The organism is Streptomyces panacea, from assembly GCF_040560175.1.
Classification (GTDB): domain Bacteria; phylum Actinomycetota; class Actinomycetes; order Streptomycetales; family Streptomycetaceae; genus Streptomyces; species Streptomyces panacea.
This window is the reverse complement of record NZ_JARJHW010000090.1, coordinates 12,364-28,082: the sequence shown is the minus strand read 5'-3', so window position 1 is coordinate 28,082 and position 15,719 is coordinate 12,364. Positions and strand designations below refer to the sequence as shown.

16 protein-coding genes are annotated in these 15,719 nt (G+C 70.8%); 7 read left to right on the top strand and 9 right to left on the bottom strand.

Going from position 1 to position 15,719, the window contains the following annotated elements:
• Positions 1 to 914 (bottom strand): serine/threonine-protein kinase (locus tag P3L51_RS21295; protein ID WP_354606866.1); only part of this gene is annotated, 914 nt, incomplete at its 3' end.
• 292 nt (positions 915 to 1,206) lie between these two features.
• The gene (gene kbpA, locus P3L51_RS21290; RefSeq protein WP_354606865.1) at positions 1,207 to 1,992 is read right to left on the bottom strand and encodes an AfsK-binding protein KbpA; all 786 of its coding nucleotides are present in this window, start codon (positions 1,990 to 1,992) and stop codon (positions 1,207 to 1,209) included.
• Positions 1,993 to 2,310: 318 nt separating this feature from the next.
• On the opposite strand from kbpA, the gene P3L51_RS21285 reads away from it, so the two are divergent.
• Positions 2,311 to 2,958: a TetR family transcriptional regulator gene (locus P3L51_RS21285; RefSeq protein WP_078076684.1), complete on the top strand. Its 648-nt coding sequence runs from the start codon at positions 2,311 to 2,313 to the stop codon at positions 2,956 to 2,958.
• Between the two features lie 80 nt (positions 2,959 to 3,038).
• Here the strand turns inward: P3L51_RS21285 and P3L51_RS21280 are convergent, their stop codons facing one another.
• On the bottom strand, positions 3,039 to 3,617 hold the full coding sequence (locus tag P3L51_RS21280) for a TetR/AcrR family transcriptional regulator (RefSeq protein WP_354606864.1): 579 nt from the start codon (positions 3,615 to 3,617) through the stop codon (positions 3,039 to 3,041).
• 120 nt (positions 3,618 to 3,737) lie between these two features.
• On the opposite strand from P3L51_RS21280, the gene P3L51_RS21275 reads away from it, so the two are divergent.
• On the top strand, positions 3,738 to 4,442 hold the full coding sequence (locus P3L51_RS21275) for a pyridoxine/pyridoxamine 5'-phosphate oxidase (protein WP_354606863.1): 705 nt from the start codon (positions 3,738 to 3,740) through the stop codon (positions 4,440 to 4,442).
• 88 nt (positions 4,443 to 4,530) lie between these two features.
• Here P3L51_RS21275 and P3L51_RS21270 read toward each other — a convergent pair whose 3' ends face one another.
• Positions 4,531 to 4,914 (bottom strand): winged helix-turn-helix transcriptional regulator, encoded by a 384-nt coding sequence (locus P3L51_RS21270; protein ID WP_354606862.1) that lies wholly within the window; start codon positions 4,912 to 4,914, stop codon positions 4,531 to 4,533.
• A 101-nt stretch (positions 4,915 to 5,015) separates the two neighbouring features.
• Here P3L51_RS21270 and P3L51_RS21265 point away from each other — a divergent pair, with 101 nt between their 5' ends.
• Together P3L51_RS21265 and P3L51_RS21260 are read left to right on the top strand one after the other, a co-directional pair.
• The gene (locus P3L51_RS21265) at positions 5,016 to 5,423 is read left to right on the top strand and encodes a RidA family protein (RefSeq protein WP_354606861.1); all 408 of its coding nucleotides are present in this window, start codon (positions 5,016 to 5,018) and stop codon (positions 5,421 to 5,423) included.
• A 347-nt stretch (positions 5,424 to 5,770) separates the two neighbouring features.
• Positions 5,771 to 6,919, top strand: a complete 1,149-nt coding sequence (locus P3L51_RS21260; RefSeq protein ID WP_354606860.1) for a flavin-containing monooxygenase — start codon at positions 5,771 to 5,773, stop codon at positions 6,917 to 6,919.
• A 76-nt stretch (positions 6,920 to 6,995) separates the two neighbouring features.
• Here the strand turns inward: P3L51_RS21260 and P3L51_RS21255 are convergent, their stop codons facing one another.
• A complete protein-coding gene (locus tag P3L51_RS21255) occupies positions 6,996 to 8,330 on the bottom strand; it encodes an MFS transporter (protein ID WP_354606859.1) in 1,335 nt (444 codons plus the stop codon).
• A 387-nt stretch (positions 8,331 to 8,717) separates the two neighbouring features.
• Positions 8,718 to 10,043 carry an MFS transporter gene (locus P3L51_RS21250; RefSeq protein WP_354606858.1) on the bottom strand — a complete coding sequence of 442 codons (1,326 nt, stop codon included), beginning with the start codon at positions 10,041 to 10,043 and terminating at the stop codon, positions 8,718 to 8,720.
• A gap of 98 nt (positions 10,044 to 10,141) precedes the next feature.
• On the opposite strand from P3L51_RS21250, the gene P3L51_RS21245 reads away from it, so the two are divergent.
• Entirely contained in the window at positions 10,142 to 11,230 is a 1,089-nt protein-coding gene (locus tag P3L51_RS21245; RefSeq protein WP_354606857.1) for a GlxA family transcriptional regulator, read from the top strand.
• Between the two features lie 24 nt (positions 11,231 to 11,254).
• On the opposite strand, the gene P3L51_RS21240 is transcribed toward P3L51_RS21245, so the two are convergent.
• The 3 genes from P3L51_RS21240 to P3L51_RS21230 form a co-directional block, all read right to left on the bottom strand.
• Positions 11,255 to 11,833 carry an ATP-binding protein gene (locus P3L51_RS21240; RefSeq protein ID WP_354606856.1) on the bottom strand — a complete coding sequence of 193 codons (579 nt, stop codon included), beginning with the start codon at positions 11,831 to 11,833 and terminating at the stop codon, positions 11,255 to 11,257.
• Between the two features lie 496 nt (positions 11,834 to 12,329).
• On the bottom strand, positions 12,330 to 12,842 hold the full coding sequence (locus tag P3L51_RS21235) for an EF-hand domain-containing protein (protein WP_354606855.1): 513 nt from the start codon (positions 12,840 to 12,842) through the stop codon (positions 12,330 to 12,332).
• Positions 12,843 to 12,966: 124 nt separating this feature from the next.
• The gene (locus tag P3L51_RS21230; protein ID WP_354606854.1) at positions 12,967 to 13,341 is read right to left on the bottom strand and encodes an STAS domain-containing protein; all 375 of its coding nucleotides are present in this window, start codon (positions 13,339 to 13,341) and stop codon (positions 12,967 to 12,969) included.
• Between the two features lie 291 nt (positions 13,342 to 13,632).
• Here P3L51_RS21230 and P3L51_RS21225 point away from each other — a divergent pair, with 291 nt between their 5' ends.
• Positions 13,633 to 14,214 (top strand): sigma-70 family RNA polymerase sigma factor, encoded by a 582-nt coding sequence (locus tag P3L51_RS21225; protein WP_354606853.1) that lies wholly within the window; start codon positions 13,633 to 13,635, stop codon positions 14,212 to 14,214.
• Positions 14,211 to 15,704 (top strand): maleylpyruvate isomerase N-terminal domain-containing protein, encoded by a 1,494-nt coding sequence (locus P3L51_RS21220; RefSeq protein ID WP_354606852.1) that lies wholly within the window; start codon positions 14,211 to 14,213, stop codon positions 15,702 to 15,704. Before P3L51_RS21225 ends, P3L51_RS21220 begins: the two co-directional genes overlap by 4 nt.
• The last annotated feature ends 15 nt before the right edge of the window (positions 15,705 to 15,719 follow it).

The following is a 15,719-nucleotide window of genomic DNA, read 5'->3' as shown; positions in this document are numbered from 1 at the left end:
GCGGCCGCCGCGTTGATGCGCCCGCCGCCACGGCGTTCCTCGATCATCTCGGTGGCGGACTGGGGCAGCCAGGCCGAAGCCGTACCGCTGTCGTCACTGCCCGAGGCGAACAGATGCGGGGCGAGCTGCGACTGGAGATCGGCGGGCGACGGGCGCTGGGTGGCGTCCATCTGCATGCACGACTCGATGAGCGGACGAAGCTCGTCCGCGAGCCCCTCCACATTCGGTCCCTCGCGCAGCAGCATGAAGACGGTCTCGACCGGATTGGCCCCGTGGAAGGGCGCGTGGCCGGTGGCGGCGAAGACGAGGGTGGAGCCGAGCGAGAAGACGTCGCTCGCGCCCGTGACGCTGCGGGAGTCGCGCGCCTGCTCGGGCGACATGTACGCCGGGGTGCCGACGGCCACGTTGGTCATGGTGAGCCGGGTGTTGGAGACGCCGGAGGCGATTCCGAAGTCGATGACGCGCGGCCCGTCCTCCACGACCAGCACGTTCGACGGCTTGAGGTCACGGTGGACCAGGCCCTCGCCGTGGATGGACTCCAGTGCCTCGGCGATACCGGCGGCCAGCCAGCGCACGCCCTGGACGGGCAGCGGGCCGCACCGGTTGACCATCTCCTCGAGAGAGGGCGCGGGCACATAGGCCGTGGCCAGCCAGGGCACGGCGGCCCGGGGGTCGGCGTCCACCACGGCGGCCGTGTAGAAGCCGCTGACCGCGCGGGCGGCCTCCACCTCGCGGGTGAAACGGACGCGGAACAGCTGGTCCTCGGCGAGCTCGGTGCGCACCGTCTTGATCGCCACGCGCCGGCCCGAGGCCGAGCGCGCGAGATAGACGAGCCCCATACCGCCCGCTCCGAGGCGTCCGAGCACCTCGAAGGGCCCGATACGTCTCGGATCGTGCTGCGTCAGCTGCTCCACTTGCCTGCCACCTCCCCGTACGGGCCACAAAGGTACGGCCCCCTGCCCCCTGATTCTTCCTGTCTGGCCCGATGGTTGCGAACCCGGGGGCGGATCGGGGTGTCTCACCCCGATTCGGACAGGAAATGAGCGAACGACCTCGTACGGGGTGAGTTTCCCGCCCGTAAGAGTCTTGACGCGTACGGACCAACGCGGGTTGCCCCGCGCGCGCAACACGGCCCACACACGTCCCTCGAACAACTACAGACGACATCAGACGGCCTCACGCGACCTCAGACGGTCTCACGCGGCCTCAGGCGGCCTCCGGCTCCGCGAGCACCGCGAAGACCGCGCCCTGGTTGTCCGCCAGGCTCGCGACCCGGCCGTACGGGGTGTCGGAGGCGGACTCCCGGACCCGGCCGCCCAGCCGTACGGCCTCGGCGACCGTCTCGTCGCAGTCGGCCACGGAGAAGTAAACGAGGAAATGCCCCGGCATCTCCTTGGGAAATGCGTCGGTGATGACACTTCGCCCGCCGACGGCGCTGTCACTCTCCGGCTCGGATCCCGCCGGGGACCACGTACGGAAGTCGACCGGTTCGCCAGGAAGGTCCTTGCCGACGAAGCCGAATACCGACTCGTAGAAGAGGTCGACGCTCTCCTTGTCCCTCGTATAGACCTCTGTCCAGCAGAAAGATCCGGGCTCGCTCTGCTTTTCGAAGCCGGAGTACGCCCCGGGCTGCCAGAGGCCGAAGACCGCGCCGCCGGGATCGACGCCCTGCGCCCTCGTGCCGTACGACCCCACGGCTGTCGGATCCATCACCATTCCGCCGCCGGCCTCCTTGATTCGCGCACTGAGCGCGGTGGCGTCCGATGTCGCGAAATAAACGCCCCAGGCGGTCGGCATACGCCCGTCCTGCTTCGCGGCGAGGGCGGCGACGCGCTTTCCGTCACTGAAAGCATTCGTGTAGTACCCGTATGCCGCGCCGCCGTCCGCACCGAATGTCCAGCCGAACAGGTCGCCGTAGAAACGCTTGCCCGCCTGGACGTCGGGAAGCGACACATCCACCCAACACGGCGTGCCTTCCGCGAATGCGGCCATGAGCCCGGATCCTTCCTCCGCGTGCGTACCGCCCGAGCGGCTCGCCTTCCGGCCACGCTAATGGCGCATTTCGCCCGGCGCAGGGCGGGGCAAATCGAACAATTGACTAATTGTCTCCTGGTGAGGGCCTGTGCGCGGTGAGTTATCCACCGAAGTTGTCCACAGGCTGTTGATAACACTATTCCTGGCCACCGGCTCCGGGCAGACCTCTTCCGACCCCTCTTCCCGCCCCCCTTCCGACCCCCCGCGATCACCGGGCGGTTCCCCATTTGCAGTCGGCCGAATCGCGCTCCGATCACCCCTCGGTAAGCTGACGGCATGACAGGACAAGTACGTACCGTCGACGGCCGCGTGGCCGGTCGGCGCGGCCAGGCGACGCGGCAGAAGCTGCTCGACTGCCTCAGCGAGATGCTCAGCACCTCGCCGTATCGGGACGTCAAAGTCATCGACGTTGCCCGGAAGGCAGGCACTTCACCCGCGACCTTCTATCAGTACTTCCCGGACGTCGAGGGCGCTGTCCTTGAGATCGCGGAGGAAATGGCCAAGGAGGGCGCCGGATTGACCGAACTGGTCTCCGGGCGCTCCTGGGCCGGTAAAGCGGGACGCCAGACGGCGGAAGAACTCGTAGAGGGATTCCTCGACTTCTGGCGCAAGAACGACGCGATCCTCAGGGTCATCGATCTCGGCGCGGCCGAGGGCGACAAGCGGTTCTACAAGATCCGCATGAAGATCCTGAGTTCGGTCACCAACTCCCTTACGGATTCCGTCAAGGAGCTCCAGTCCAAAGGCCGGGTCGACAAGGACGTCAACCCCGCCGCGATGGCCGGTTCGCTGGTCGTCATGCTCGCCGCGGTGGCCGGGCACCAGAAGGGCTTCCAGACCTGGGGCGTGAAGCAGGCCGAACTGAAGCCCAATCTGGCCCTGTTGGTCCACCTGGGCATCACGGGCAAGAAGCCGGCGAAGTAACGTGCCCTCCCCTCCGTCCTGTCACGCCGGCGGCGGATCAGCGAACTGATCCCCGCCGGCGCTCCCGTCTCACGGGCGCCTCACGGGCCGGACGGCAGTACGCGCTCGACCATGTCGCCGATCAGCCGCGCGGCCTCCTCCTCCGAGAAGACACCGGGCAGCGTGAGCCGCTCCACCACCAGCCAGTTGGCGGCCAGATAGAGCATCTTGACCGCGTCGGCGTCACCGGGCAGCCCGGACGCCAGATGCCCCGTGACGTTCGCCTCGATGTCCTCGCCGACGCGTGCGGTCAGTACGGCGCGCAGTTCGGGGCGCCGGGTGGCCTCCAGGCGCAGTTCGAGCAGCGCGAGGAACCCGGTCCGGAACGCGGTGACGCGCTCCACCACCTGCCGGACCAACTCCGCCGTCCGTTCCCGGGTGTTGGGCCCGGCGAACAGACCGGCGGCGGTGGCCTCGTCCGGGATGAGCCGCTCGTAGATCCGGTGCCCCACCTGGTTGAGCAACTCGTCACGGCTGGTGAAGTAGTTGGACGCCGTACCTTTGGGTACGTCCGCGTCGATGTCGACGGCCCGGAAGGTCAGCCCTCGGGCGCCGTCACGGGCGAGCACTTCGATGGCGGCATCGACGAGCGCGGAGCGGCGGGCCAGGTTCTGTCGCATGGGGGCGGTCACACCTTTCCTGTTGGAACCACTTCGCATGTAGTACTACATCCTAAGTGGTGCGGTGTCTTCGGACGCGAACCCGGTTCGGTCCGGGACCCGCGCGATTGAATGGGCCCCATGAATGACGACGAGCCCGACGAGCAGGAGACCTTCCGCGCGGCCCTGCGCACTCTGCGGACCTGGGACTCCGGGCTGGCCGGCTTCGATACGGGCGATGTGCCCGACGCGCCGCTGACGCTGTTCCGGCGGTGGTTCGTCGAGGCCGCCGCCGCCGGGCAGACCGAGCCGCACGCCATGACGCTCGCGACCGTCGACGGCGACGGGCGGCCGGACGTACGCACTCTGCTGCTGCACGACGCCGACAAGCACGGCTGGCACTTCGCCTCGCACGCGACCAGCGCGAAGGGCCGCCAGCTGGCCGCCCGGCCGTGGGCGGCGCTCGGCTTCTACTGGCCCGCGCAGGGGCGGCAGATCCGGGTGCGGGGCGCGGTGAGCGCCGCCGGGGCCGAGGAGAGCCGGGCCGATCTGGCCGTACGGTCCACCGGCGCGCTCGCCGCCGCCCTCACCGGGCGGCAGAGTGAAGTGCTCGGCTCGGCCGAGGAGTTGGCGCGCGCCTCGCAGGCCGCGTGGGAGCGGGCCCTGGCCGAGCCGGACGCGCCCGCGCCGACCTGGACGCGGTACGTGCTCGACGCCGACGAGGTCGAGTTCTTCCAGGGCGACGCCCGGCGACGCCACGTCCGGCTGCGCTACCGCCGCGCGGCCCCCGCCCCGGCCGCGTCCCCGTCCGGCGGCGGCTGGTCGCGGGAGTTGCTCTGGCCGTAGGGGGGGCGCCCTGCCGATCTCGCCGGGCCCGGCCGGCCCGTACCCCCGCCGCCCCCACCGCCGCGACCGCCGCGACCGCCAGAAGCGTTCAGACGGTCCCGAAGCGGTCGCGGGACGACTCGATGTGGCCGATGTGCTGGTGGGTCCAGTCGCACATCCGGTGGACCGTCTCCCGCAGGGCCAGGCCCGGTTCGGTGAGGGTGTACTCGACCTTCGGCGGCACGGTGGGGTGGACCTTCCGCTCCGCCAGGCCGTTGCGTTCCAGCATGCGGAGGTTCTGGGTGAGCATCTTGTGGCTGATGCCCTCGACCTCGTTCCGCACCTCGCCGAAGCGCAGGGTGCGCTCCCCCAGCGCGTCGATGATCAACAGCGCCCATTTGTTCGCGACGTCCGAGAAGATCTCCCGCGCCAGCGAGTCGGCGCGCGTGAGGTCCGCGTTCTCGGGTGAGCCGCTGAGCTGCTTGGTCACCATAAGGTTCCCCAGTCACTGAAAAGTGCGTTCTTCCATGTCAGCACAGACTCTCCTACGGTTCCTTAGTAACCACAAGAGACCGACAGAGAGCAGGCAGCAGCATGGCCATCACCCTGGTGAACCCCACCGGACTGCCGGAGATCGACGTCTACCACCAGGTGTCGGTCGCGACCGGGTCGAAGCTGGTCTTCATCGCCGGGCAGGTCGCCTGGGGCGCCGACGGGGCCACGGTCGGCGAAGGGGACCTCGCCGCACAGGTCGAGCGGTGCTACCTCAACATCGGCACCGCCCTCGCCGGGGTCGGCGCCTCCTTCGACGACGTGGCGAAACTGACCGTCTACGTCGTGGACTGGACCCCCGACAAGATGCCCCGGTTCCTGGACGGTGTCGCTCGGGCATCCGCGAAGCTCGGCGTCACCCCCGTACCGCCGGGCACGCTCATCGGCGTCGCGGCGCTGGACGTGCCCGAGCATCTGGTCGAGGTCGAGGCCACCGCGGTCATCGACTGAGCGGGCGCGCTCAGCGCCCAGGAGCACCGCCGGCGCTCCGGGGCACCGCGCCCTCGCGGGTCGACAGGCTCCCGTTCACGGGCCGTTCGAGCCGGTCGGCCGAACACCGGCAAGTACGAGCTCCTCGCCGTACGACTCGCGCGGTCCGCTCGCGCCGATGGCGCGTGGCACCGCGGCCGTTGTGAGTTCCGTCGTCCTGGGAGCAGCGTGCCGCCCGTCGGATTCACGCCGCTTTCACCATTGTTTCAGCCGCCGCGCGCAGAACTTACCCGGACGTAACCGATTCGCAATCCATTCCCATCTTGACCGAGACCCAACAAGTGCCCGCTCGATTACGCTCAGCTGTCATGCCCAGCGACATCGACCTCACCAACGACCGCCCCGTGTACGTCATCGGCGGTGGCCCAGGCGGTCTCGCCGTCGCCGCCGTGCTGCGCGCGCAGGGCGTGCGAGCCGTCGTACTGGAGAAGTCGGAGGCCGTCGGGGCTTCCTGGCGCGGCCACTACGAGCGGCTCCATCTGCACACCACCCGCAAGCTGTCCGCGCTGCCGGGCCTCCCGATGCCGCGGTCCTTCGGCCGCTGGGTCTCGCGTGCGCACATGGTCCGGTATCTGGAGAAGTACGCGGAGTTCCACGGTCTGGAGATCGTCACCCGCGTCGAGGTCACGGGCATCGAGCGTTCGGCGGACGGCGAGAGCTGGCTGCTGCACGCCACCGGCGGACGGGAGTTGACCGGAAGCGCCGTGGTCGTGGCCACCGGCTACAACCACACGCCCCGGCTGCCGTCCTGGCCGGGCGCGGAGTCGTACGACGGTGAACTGCTGCACGCGGGTGCCTACCGCGACCCCCGTCCGTACGAGGGCAAGGACGTCCTGGTCGTCGGCGCCGGCAACACGGGCGCCGAGATCGCGGTCGACCTGGTGGAAGGCGGCGCGGCGCGGGTACGCCTCGCGATCCGTACCGTCCCGCACATCGTGCGCCGCTCCACCGCGGGCTGGCCGGCGCAGCGCACCGGCATTCTGGTGCGGCGGCTGCCGACACGGCTGGTCGACCGGGCCGGCGAGATCATGTGCAGGATCGCGGTGCCCGATCTCACCGCCCAGGGGCTGCCGCGCCCCGACACCGGGCTGTACTCGCGGGTGCGCGAGGGCGCGATCCCGGTGCAGGACGTGGGGTTGATCGCGGCGGTGCGCAAGGGCAAGGTCGAACCGGTGGCGGCGGTCGAGTCGTTCGAGGACAACAAGGTGGTGCTGGCGGACGGTTCGCGGATCTCGCCCGACGTGGTGATCGCCGCGACCGGCTACAGCCGGGCCCTGGAGGGCCTGGTGGGCCATCTCGGCGTGCTGGACGAGCGGGGGCGCCCGGTGGTGCGCGGCGCGCGGACGTCCGAACGGGCGCCGGGGCTGTACTTCACGGGCTTCACGAATCCGATCAGCGGGATGCTGCGCGAGCTGGCGATGGACGCGGAGCGGATCGCGAAGGCGCTCAAGCGGTAGACCGTCGAGCCGTAAGGCTCAGGCCGTAAAGCTCAAGCCGTAGGACTCATATCGCGGGCGCCCGAGTCCCGGGCGTTCACGCCACGTCGACCTGCTTCGTCGTGTCGGCCTTCGTACGGCTCCTGATCAGCAGAGCCATCAGCGCCGCCGCCGCGCACAGCGCGCCCGAGGCGTACCAGACCATGTTGTACGAGCCGGTGAAGTCCCGCACCAGGCCGCCCGCGAACGCGACGACCCCGGCGCCGACCTGGTGCGAGGCGAGTACCCAGCCGAAGACGATGGCGCTGTCGGCGCCGTAGTACTCGCGACACAGCGCGATCGTCGGCGGGACGGTCGCGACCCAGTCCAGGCCGTAGAAGACGATGAAGAACAGCATCGGCGGCCGGACGTCCGGGCCGAGAAGCATCGGCAGGAAGAGCAGCGAGACGCCGCGCAGCGCGTAGTAGACGGCGAGGAGCCGGCGCGCGTCGAAGCGGTCGGTGAGCCAGCCCGAGGCGATCGTGCCGATGATGTCGAAGACACCGATCACGGCGAGGAGCGAGGCGGCGGCCGTGATCTGCATGCCGTGGTCGTGAGCAGCGGGGATGAAGTGGGTCTTGATCAGGCCGTTCGTGGAGGCGCCGCAGATCGCGAACGTCCCGGCGAGCAGCCAGAAGGGCCCGGTGCGAGCGGCCTCGAACAGGACACCGACGGCCCGCCGCGCGGCGCCGGTGACGGGCGGCGGCTTGGGCTTGAACTCCTCGGAGCCGTACGCGGGCAGCCCCACGTCCGCCGGGTGGTCGCGCAGCAGCAGCCAGACGAACGGGACGACGACGAGCGCGGACATCGCGACGGTGATGGAGGCGGGGCGCCAGCCGTGGTTCGCCACGAGCCAGGAGAGCAGCGGCAGGAACACCAACTGCCCCGAGGCGCCCGCCGCGGTGAGGATGCCGGTGACGAGTCCGCGCCGGGCGACGAACCAGCGGTCGGTGACGGTGGCGGCGAAGGCCAGGGCCATCGAGCCGGTGCCGAGACCGACGAGGACACCCCAGTAGAGGACCATCTGCCAGGCCGCGGTCATGACGACGGTGAGCGCGGAACCGACGGCGATCACGGTCAGCGCGACGGCGACGACCCGGCGTATCCCGAACCGGTCCATCAGCGCGGCGGCGAACGGCGCGGTGAGCCCGTACAGCGCGAGATTGACCGAGACGGCGAAGCCGATCTCGCCGCGTGACCAGCCGAACTCCGAGTTGAGCGGATCGATGAGCAGTCCGGGCAGCGAGGCGAAGGCGGCGGCGCCGATGATCGTCACGAAGGTGACGGCGGCGACGAACCAGGCCCGGTGGATACGGGGGCGGCCGCGTGGCGCGGGGGTCTTCGCGGGAGTACCGGCGGGGGTCTCGGCTGTCTGTGTCACGTCAAGAAGCATCGGGGACCGGGGCACCGCGTACGAGTGGCCCGAGGGACAGCGGTCACTAGGATCGGGCCAATCGGTCGAGCGCGGTCTCGGCCCGGCCTCACTACTGTGATCCCGGCGGCCCCGCTGCCCGATCCCGACAGCCGGCAGTTCGACAGTTCTGCCGACGGGTCGCCAGGTCCGATCCAGCCGTGGCACCAGCTCTGCCCGGGAGAAACCACCATGGTCTTCGTGCCCTTCATCTATCTCGCCGTGGCGGTGGCGTGGGGCTCCCTGCCGTTCTTCGCGATGCGGCGGACACGCTTCGTCACGGCCTTACTTCTCGGCCACATAGCAGCGGTCGCCGTCGGCGGTCTCTACTCCGTAGCGTTCATATCCGCCGATATCACAGCGTTAGTACTATTTTGCGGTGCGCCTGGCACCGTGCTGTCTGTGCTTTTCGTTTTCCTCAGGGTCGCTTTCCCCGACAAGGAGGACGGGCCGCGCTGAGGCGCCCGACACCCGGCGCAACTCGCGAATCGGCCGCGCCGCGAACAGCGCCCCGCACACCAGCACGTTCACCACCGCCCCGCCCACCAGCACCTCGCGCATCCCGACCGCCTCCACCACCGGACCCGCCAGCGCGCGGCCGACGGCGAGCATGATCAGGGAGCCCGCCACGTCGTACGCGTGCAGCCGGTTCAGCGCCTCGGGCGGGATCATCGTCTGGACCGTCGTGGACCACATGACCAGCCAGAACGCCAGACTCACCCCGCCCACGAAGAATCCGGCGGCGAGCAGCGGGAGCGGGACGTCGTACGCGAGCACGAGCAGGTTCGCGACGACACCGAACAGCGCGACCGTCCCCGCGAACAGCGGTCTGACCGGGCGCACCCGCAGCGCGAGCAGCCCGCCCGCCACGTTCCCGGCCCCCTGGACGGTCATCATCAGACCGAACATCGCGGAGCTGTGCCGGTCGGTGACCACCACCGCCTCCAGCGGGACGATCGGGCCGAGCACGGTGACGCCGTACACCGACCAGACCGCGATCACGCCCCACAGCCAGGACCGCGCCCGGAACTCGCGCCAGCCGCCGACCAGTTCGGTGAGCATCGAGTCGCCGCGCACCGGCCTCATGGTCGGCATCCGGACCAGGAACAGACAGATCCCGCTGATGCCGAACGTCGCCGCGTTGACCGCGAAGATCGTGCCCGGCCCGCCGAATCCGGCCAGCGCGCCCGCCGCCGCCGGACCCGCCATCGTCGCCAGGGACTCCGCGACCCGCAGCACGGCGTTGCCGCGCTGTACGTCGGGCGAGAGCACGGGCAGCATGCTGGCCACTCCGGGCTGGAAGAGCGCGGCGCCGAGCCCGTTGAGGGCGCTCAGCGCGTACACGAGCCAGAGCGGCGGCGCTCCCCCGGCGAAGACGACCGCGAGGCCCACCGTGCCGAACAGCCGCATCACATCGGCGAGGACCATCATCCGGCGCGGGGTGAACCGGTCGGCGAGCACACCGCCGAAGAGCACGAACCCGGCGAAGCAGATCATCCACGCGCCGAGCGCGAAGCTGACGGACGAGGCGCCGTGTCCCGCGTCGAGCAGCCCGGCGGCGAGCGCGACGGGCACCATGCCGTCACCGAAGCGCGCGACGGTCCTGGCGAGGAAGAAGAGGCGGAAGTTACGGTTCCAGAGAGGGGTCCCGGCCGGGGCGGGAATGTCGGGGTCCGTCGAACGCTTGGCAGTCACAGAGTCGACAGATATCAAGGACTGGTCTGGACCACCAGGGGTTTCCGTATGACGGACACCGCGGATCCACGACTCGGGAGGGCGGGACGATGCCGGGGATGCCGGGGACAGCAGGGACGACGCCGGTGAGCAGCGCCGGACAGCCGCCGCGCCACCGCGTCGTGGTGCTCGCGCTCGACGGGGTCCTCCCGTTCGAACTGGGCATCCCCCAGCGGATCTTCGGCCGAGCCAGGAGCCCCGAGGGCGCCCCGCTGTACGACGTGATCACCTGCTCGATCCGCCCGCCGGGCCCGGTCCGCACGGACGCGGACTTCGACATCCTCGTGGAGAACGGCCCCGAGGCCCTCGCCACCGCCGACACCGTACTGATCCCCGCCTCGTACGAACTCGGCCCGGTCTACGAGGAGGGCAGGCTCACCGACGAACTGGCCGCCGCCCTCGGCCGGCTCCGCCCCGGCGTCCGCCTGGTCTCCATCTGCACCGGCGGCTATGTGCTCGCCGCCGCCGGATTCCTCGACGGCCGGCCCGCCTCCACCCACTGGTCGTCGGCCGCGCACTTCCAGCGGACCTTCCCCCGGATCAAGGTCGACGCGGACGTGCTCTTCATCGACGACGGCGACGTCCTGACCTCGGCCGGGGTCGCCGCCGGGATCGATCTCTGTCTGCACATCGTGCGCCGCGACCACGGCACGGCGATCGCCAACGACGTCGCGCGTCGTACGGTCGTCCCGCCGCACCGGGACGGCGGCCAGGCCCAGTACATCCAACGTCCGGTCCCCGATGCCCAGTTGGCGACCACCACCACGGCCAGGGCCTGGGCGCTCGCCCGGCTCCACGAGCCGATCCAGCTTCGGGACATGGCGGAACAGGAGTCGATGTCCGTACGGACGTTCACGCGCCGCTTCCGCGAGGAGGCGGGGATCAGCCCCGGTCAGTGGCTCGTCCAGCAGCGGGTCGAGCGGGCGCGCCATCTGCTGGAGGCGACGGATCTCTCCGTCGACCAGATCGCGCGGAACTCCGGGTTCGGTACGGCGCAGTCCATGCGCCAGCATCTCCAGGCGGCGCTCGGTGTCTCGCCGACGGTCTACCGGCGGACGTTCCGCGCGGTCCCGGGGCAGCGGGCTCCCCGGACCGGGTCACCCACGAACACAGCGACAGCGGCGGCGACGGCGTTCAGGACTGCGTGACGGAGTTGGACTGCGTGATGACGCTCAGGACTGCGTGACGGAGTTGGACTGTGTGACGGCCTTCGACGACCCGTCCGCCACGGCCCCGGCCGCTGCCCCGGCGGAACCCGCCGCCCCCGACAGGTCGACCGTGTACCGCCCGAGCCCGCCGTACCGCACCGGCGCCGGTGTCGACGGCACGTACTCCGCGCCCTCGCCGGGCTCGCTCCGGTCCACCTCGCACCAGATCCGCTTGCCCGAGCCCTCCGGCTGCCAGCCCCACCGGTCGGCGAGCCCGTCGACCAGCTCCAGGCCCCGCCCGTTGGTGTCCTCGCCCTGCGCGTGGCGCGGACAGGGCGGTCGCGCGCTGGTGTCGGCGACCTCGACCCGTACGGTCCCGGCCTCGGCGGCCCCCGAACCGAACAGCATCCGCAGCACGGCCGGACAGCCGGTGTGCACCACGGCGTTGGTGACGAGCTCCGAGATCAGCAGGATCAGCGTCTCCGCCAGCGGCTCGTCGTCGTTCATACCGGAGCCGATGAGCCGCGACCGCGCCCATCGCCGGGCCCGCCCGACCTCCGCCGGATCAGCCCCGACCTCCAACTGCATCTGAAGAACCTGCACCGCTCACACCATCCGAACCGGCGGGCACATCGCCTCGCGCCTCGACAAGGTCCACGACAAGGTCACAGAACGTGATTCCCTTACGGGACAGCATGGTTGACGTACAGTCACCGCAACAAGCGCTTCGGGCATATTCCAACGCGAAGGAGTACGCGTGAGGCATACTGTGCGACGCGCTCTGCGGGGAGTCGAACAAGGACGCCTCCGGCGCCTTCGAACAGTGCTGTTGGCAGGCATTCCCCGGTCCGGCGTCGCCGTACTGGCCACACCGGATCCGCCACACCTCACTACCACTCGCACCCGACGGAGCGTACCGGAGCCCGCCGCCGACTCCGGCCCGTGACGGGTGGCCCGAAGGACACAACCCGGTATCGACATGTGTGAAGGGCCGTCGCGTCACGCACGGTCACGCTCTCCGGACGGCTCCGGACGGCTCCGGACGGCTCCGGCACGGCCCCGGCCACGACCCCGGTAGGGCCTCGGCACCGCTCCGGGTTTACGGCTCCGGCGTCACGTAGTACGCGGCGAACGCCGTCAGGATCTCCTCCTCGGTGATCCGGCCGTCACCGTCCCCGTCCAGCCCCCGGGCGGCCTGCGCCGCCACGGCCTGCTCCGTGCCCAGCACGAGCAGTACCCGCTCGGCCGCCGCCGGCGTCACACCGCCGCCGTCCTCGTCCGCGATGGCGATCACCGCGTGCAGGAAGGGGCGGGCGATCTCGGCGAAGCGCTTGGGGCTGTCGCGCAGCCTCTTCGCGGCGCCGGTGATGAATTCCTGGCGGGAGACCCGCTGGTCACCGTCGACGTCCGCGATGCCCGCCATGCCCTGCCAGAAAGCCTCGGCCCCGCTGTAGAGGGCCTGCCCCTTGTCGGATCGTGCGGTGACGCCGAACTCCGCGAGCAGTGCCGCTGCCGCTCCGCTGAAGTCCTCGCGGTCGATGTAGCCGTTGCCGTCCTGGTCGAAGGCGGCGAATCGGGAGGCGATCTTGCCCTCGTACTCTGCGCTGTCCATGACTGGGAGCGTACGACGCCGGGGGCCCGCCATGTGAAGGCTTCAGGTCTGTCCGGTGGAGACGACCCGACACGACCGGCACGGCCCGGCACGACGCCACGGGACCGGCACGACCGCACGCCACTCAGGCCGAGAGGGGCTGTGCCTCCTCGTCGACGGCTTCGGAGACGTCCGAGTAGACCTCGAACAGGCGACGCACGCCGAGGGCCGCGAGGACGCGGTTGACGTGTGAGCCCTCCTCCGCGCCGTGGGCGGGCAGGATGAGATGGAGCCGGCCCTGGCAGGAGCGCATCAACTTGCGGGAGGCGATCAGCACGCCGACGCCGCTGGAGTCGCAGAAGAACACGTCCGAGAGGTCCAGCACCAGCTCACGGCGGCCGGCGGCGACCGCGTCGTGGACGTGCTGGCGGACCACGGGAGACGTCACGAGATCCAGTTCCCCGGTGATGCGCAGCACGGTCCACAGACCGTGCTCGTCCTTTTCCACCTTGAGCGTCACGCCTGGACCTTCCCTCGTACCGATCCGGAGACCCGTGAGCGGAGTTCCGGATTCCGGACCTTCACCGGAGATCGTCCCTCTTCCTCGGCGGCTGCCCTCCTCGTTGCTCATGAAACACAACGGCCGTGAACCGGGGAAATTCCTTATCAGCTCGGGCGCCTTCAGGGGGCGCACTTGACGCAAAGGGGCGCACTTCGTTGACACTGGCCAGTACATTCGAAGCGGCGGGGTCAGGTCACGGAGCACGGTGGCAGGGTCGGGTCACGGAGCAGTCACTGGGCTGGGGGTCACATGGCAAAGGACACACCGCCCCGCTGGGACCGCAGGATGCAGCAGCGGCTCGCGCGGGGCGAGGCCGCCGCGCTCGGCGAGCTGTACGACCGCTTCGCCTCGCTCGTGCACAGCCTCGCGCACCGTGTGCTCGACGACAGCGAGGCCGCCGACCGGATCACCCGCGAGGTCTTCGGCTACGTGTGGGAGAACCCGGACGTCTTCGATCCCAAGCAGGGCTCGATGCGGTCCTGGATCGCCAAGCTCGCCCGTGTCCACGCCGTGAACCGGCTGCGGCAGCTGGAGACGGCCGCCCACCGGGCCAGCGGCGAGGGCAGCGCGGAGGAGCTGGAGCAGAAGATCCGCGAGGCGTCCGCCGCCGCACGCGCCGACTACATCGTCACCTCCATGCCCGCTCCCCTGCGCGCCGCGCTGGACCTGGCGTACTTCCAGCGCCGCGACTACCGGCAGACCGCCGCCGACCTCGGGGTCACCGAGGACGAGGCGCGGCGCCGGCTGCGGCTCGGCCTGCAACTGCTCTCGACGGCGAACACCCGGCCCCTGGAGGGCTCCTCGCCGCCCGGGAACGGACGGTCGCTGTGACCGGGCCGTTCGACGGCGGCCGGAACGGTGGCCGTCGCGATCCGGACGAGCCCGACGGGGTGCGCGGCGTGCCGCGCATACCCGGCCAGCGCGCCGCCCCGGACGACCTTGAGCCGCCCGCGGCGGATGTACTGCGCCGGGCCCTCGAAGGTGCCGCGCGCGCCGCGCAGGCGGCGGGGGAGAGCCGCGAACGGAAAGTGCCGGATGAGCCGGAAGAACCAGAAGACGCAGATGGGCCGGAAGAGGCCGCCGAGGAAGCGGGCCGGGGGGCGGGCGCCGTCACCGACGGCGCCCCGGACGCGGACCTCGCCGCGCCGCGCGAGCCGGCCCACCCGCCTGATCCGGGCGAGGAACGGCACATGACGCCGCCCGCCCCGGGGCCCGCCGAGCCGCCGCCCTCGCACTCCGTACTGAAGTCCCTGCTCGGTGCCTGGGCGCTGGCCGCCTGCTCGCCCGAGGAGACGACCCACGTCGAGAACCACCTCACCGAGTGCGCGCCGTGCGCCGACGAGGCCCTCAAACTGCGCGACGCCGTCGGCCTGTTGCAGGCCGACCGCAATCTGGATCTCCCACCGCTGCTCCGTTCCCGGGTGCTGGAGAACTGCCTCGACCGCCGGGCCGCCCGTATCCCGGTGCCTGCGTGGGCCACCCCGTACGACGCCGAGACCGCCCGGCTCGACGCGCTGCTGCGCGACTTCGGCGACGCGGAGTGGCACGCGCCGCTCCAGCTCAAGTGGTTCGAGAAGGAGGAGCCCACCGCGCGCAGGGCGACGGTCGCCGCGGTCATCGGGCATCTCATGACCGTGGACGGACTGGTGGCGTCGGCGCTGGGGCTCGACGATCCGCTGGGCACGTCGGCGCCGCAGTCGCCGACCGACCGGACCGAGGCGTTCTGGCGTACGGCGCAGCCGCCGCCCACCCGCACGATCCACGAGCCGTGGCGCGACCAGAGCCACACACTGATCAGGACGGTGTCCTTCGCGGGGCGCGGGGCGGCCGAACTCTCCGTCTCGTACGGCGAGTTCGCCCTGCCGTTGCGCGACGCGCTGATCGACCGGGCCTTCGAGTGCTGGATCCACGGCTGGGACATCGCGGAGGCGGTGGACTACCCGTATCCGCCGCCGAGCGGTCCGCATCTGCGCGTGATGATCGACCTCGCCGCGCAGTTGATCCCGTCCGCCCTGGCGGCCCGCCGCCGCGCGGGGCTGGCATCGCCCGCGCGTCATCTGGTCGTGCCCGGTTCGCCGGGCCGGTCGCTGCATCTGGAGGTCGAGGGCGCGGGCGGCGGCGACTGGTACATCGCGCTGGACTCGCCGGCCGCCGTCGGGACGGCCGAGCGCGCGGTGGCCCAAGTGGCTCTGGACGACGTCGAGTTCTGCCAGCTGGTGGCGGGGCACATCTCACCGGAGGAGGCGGCGGCCGGTCAGGACGGCGACCGCGACGCGATCCGGGACGTGCTGTTCGCGGCGGCTTCGCTGAGCCGGCTGTAGCAGAGCCGACGGCGG

What these genes read in the sequence shown, in the direction of transcription:
- P3L51_RS21265 (WP_354606861.1), top strand. Translation starts at nt 5,016, where the DNA reads ATGGCCATCACCCTGGTGAACCCCACCGGACTGCCGGAGATCGACGTC.
- P3L51_RS21275 (WP_354606863.1), top strand. Translation starts at nt 3,738, where the DNA reads ATGAATGACGACGAGCCCGACGAGCAGGAGACCTTCCGCGCGGCCCTG.
- P3L51_RS21255 (WP_354606859.1), bottom strand. Translation starts at nt 8,330, where the DNA reads ATGCTTCTTGACGTGACACAGACAGCCGAGACCCCCGCCGGTACTCCC.
- P3L51_RS21260 (WP_354606860.1), top strand. Translation starts at nt 5,771, where the DNA reads ATGCCCAGCGACATCGACCTCACCAACGACCGCCCCGTGTACGTCATC.
- P3L51_RS21225 (WP_354606853.1), top strand. Translation starts at nt 13,633, where the DNA reads ATGGCAAAGGACACACCGCCCCGCTGGGACCGCAGGATGCAGCAGCGG.
- P3L51_RS21280 (WP_354606864.1), bottom strand. Translation starts at nt 3,617, where the DNA reads ATGCGACAGAACCTGGCCCGCCGCTCCGCGCTCGTCGATGCCGCCATC.
- kbpA (WP_354606865.1), bottom strand. Translation starts at nt 1,992, where the DNA reads ATGGCCGCATTCGCGGAAGGCACGCCGTGTTGGGTGGATGTGTCGCTT.
- P3L51_RS21285 (WP_078076684.1), top strand. Translation starts at nt 2,311, where the DNA reads ATGACAGGACAAGTACGTACCGTCGACGGCCGCGTGGCCGGTCGGCGC.
- P3L51_RS21235 (WP_354606855.1), bottom strand. Translation starts at nt 12,842, where the DNA reads ATGGACAGCGCAGAGTACGAGGGCAAGATCGCCTCCCGATTCGCCGCC.
- P3L51_RS21270 (WP_354606862.1), bottom strand. Translation starts at nt 4,914, where the DNA reads ATGGTGACCAAGCAGCTCAGCGGCTCACCCGAGAACGCGGACCTCACG.
- P3L51_RS21245 (WP_354606857.1), top strand. Translation starts at nt 10,142, where the DNA reads ATGCCGGGGACAGCAGGGACGACGCCGGTGAGCAGCGCCGGACAGCCG.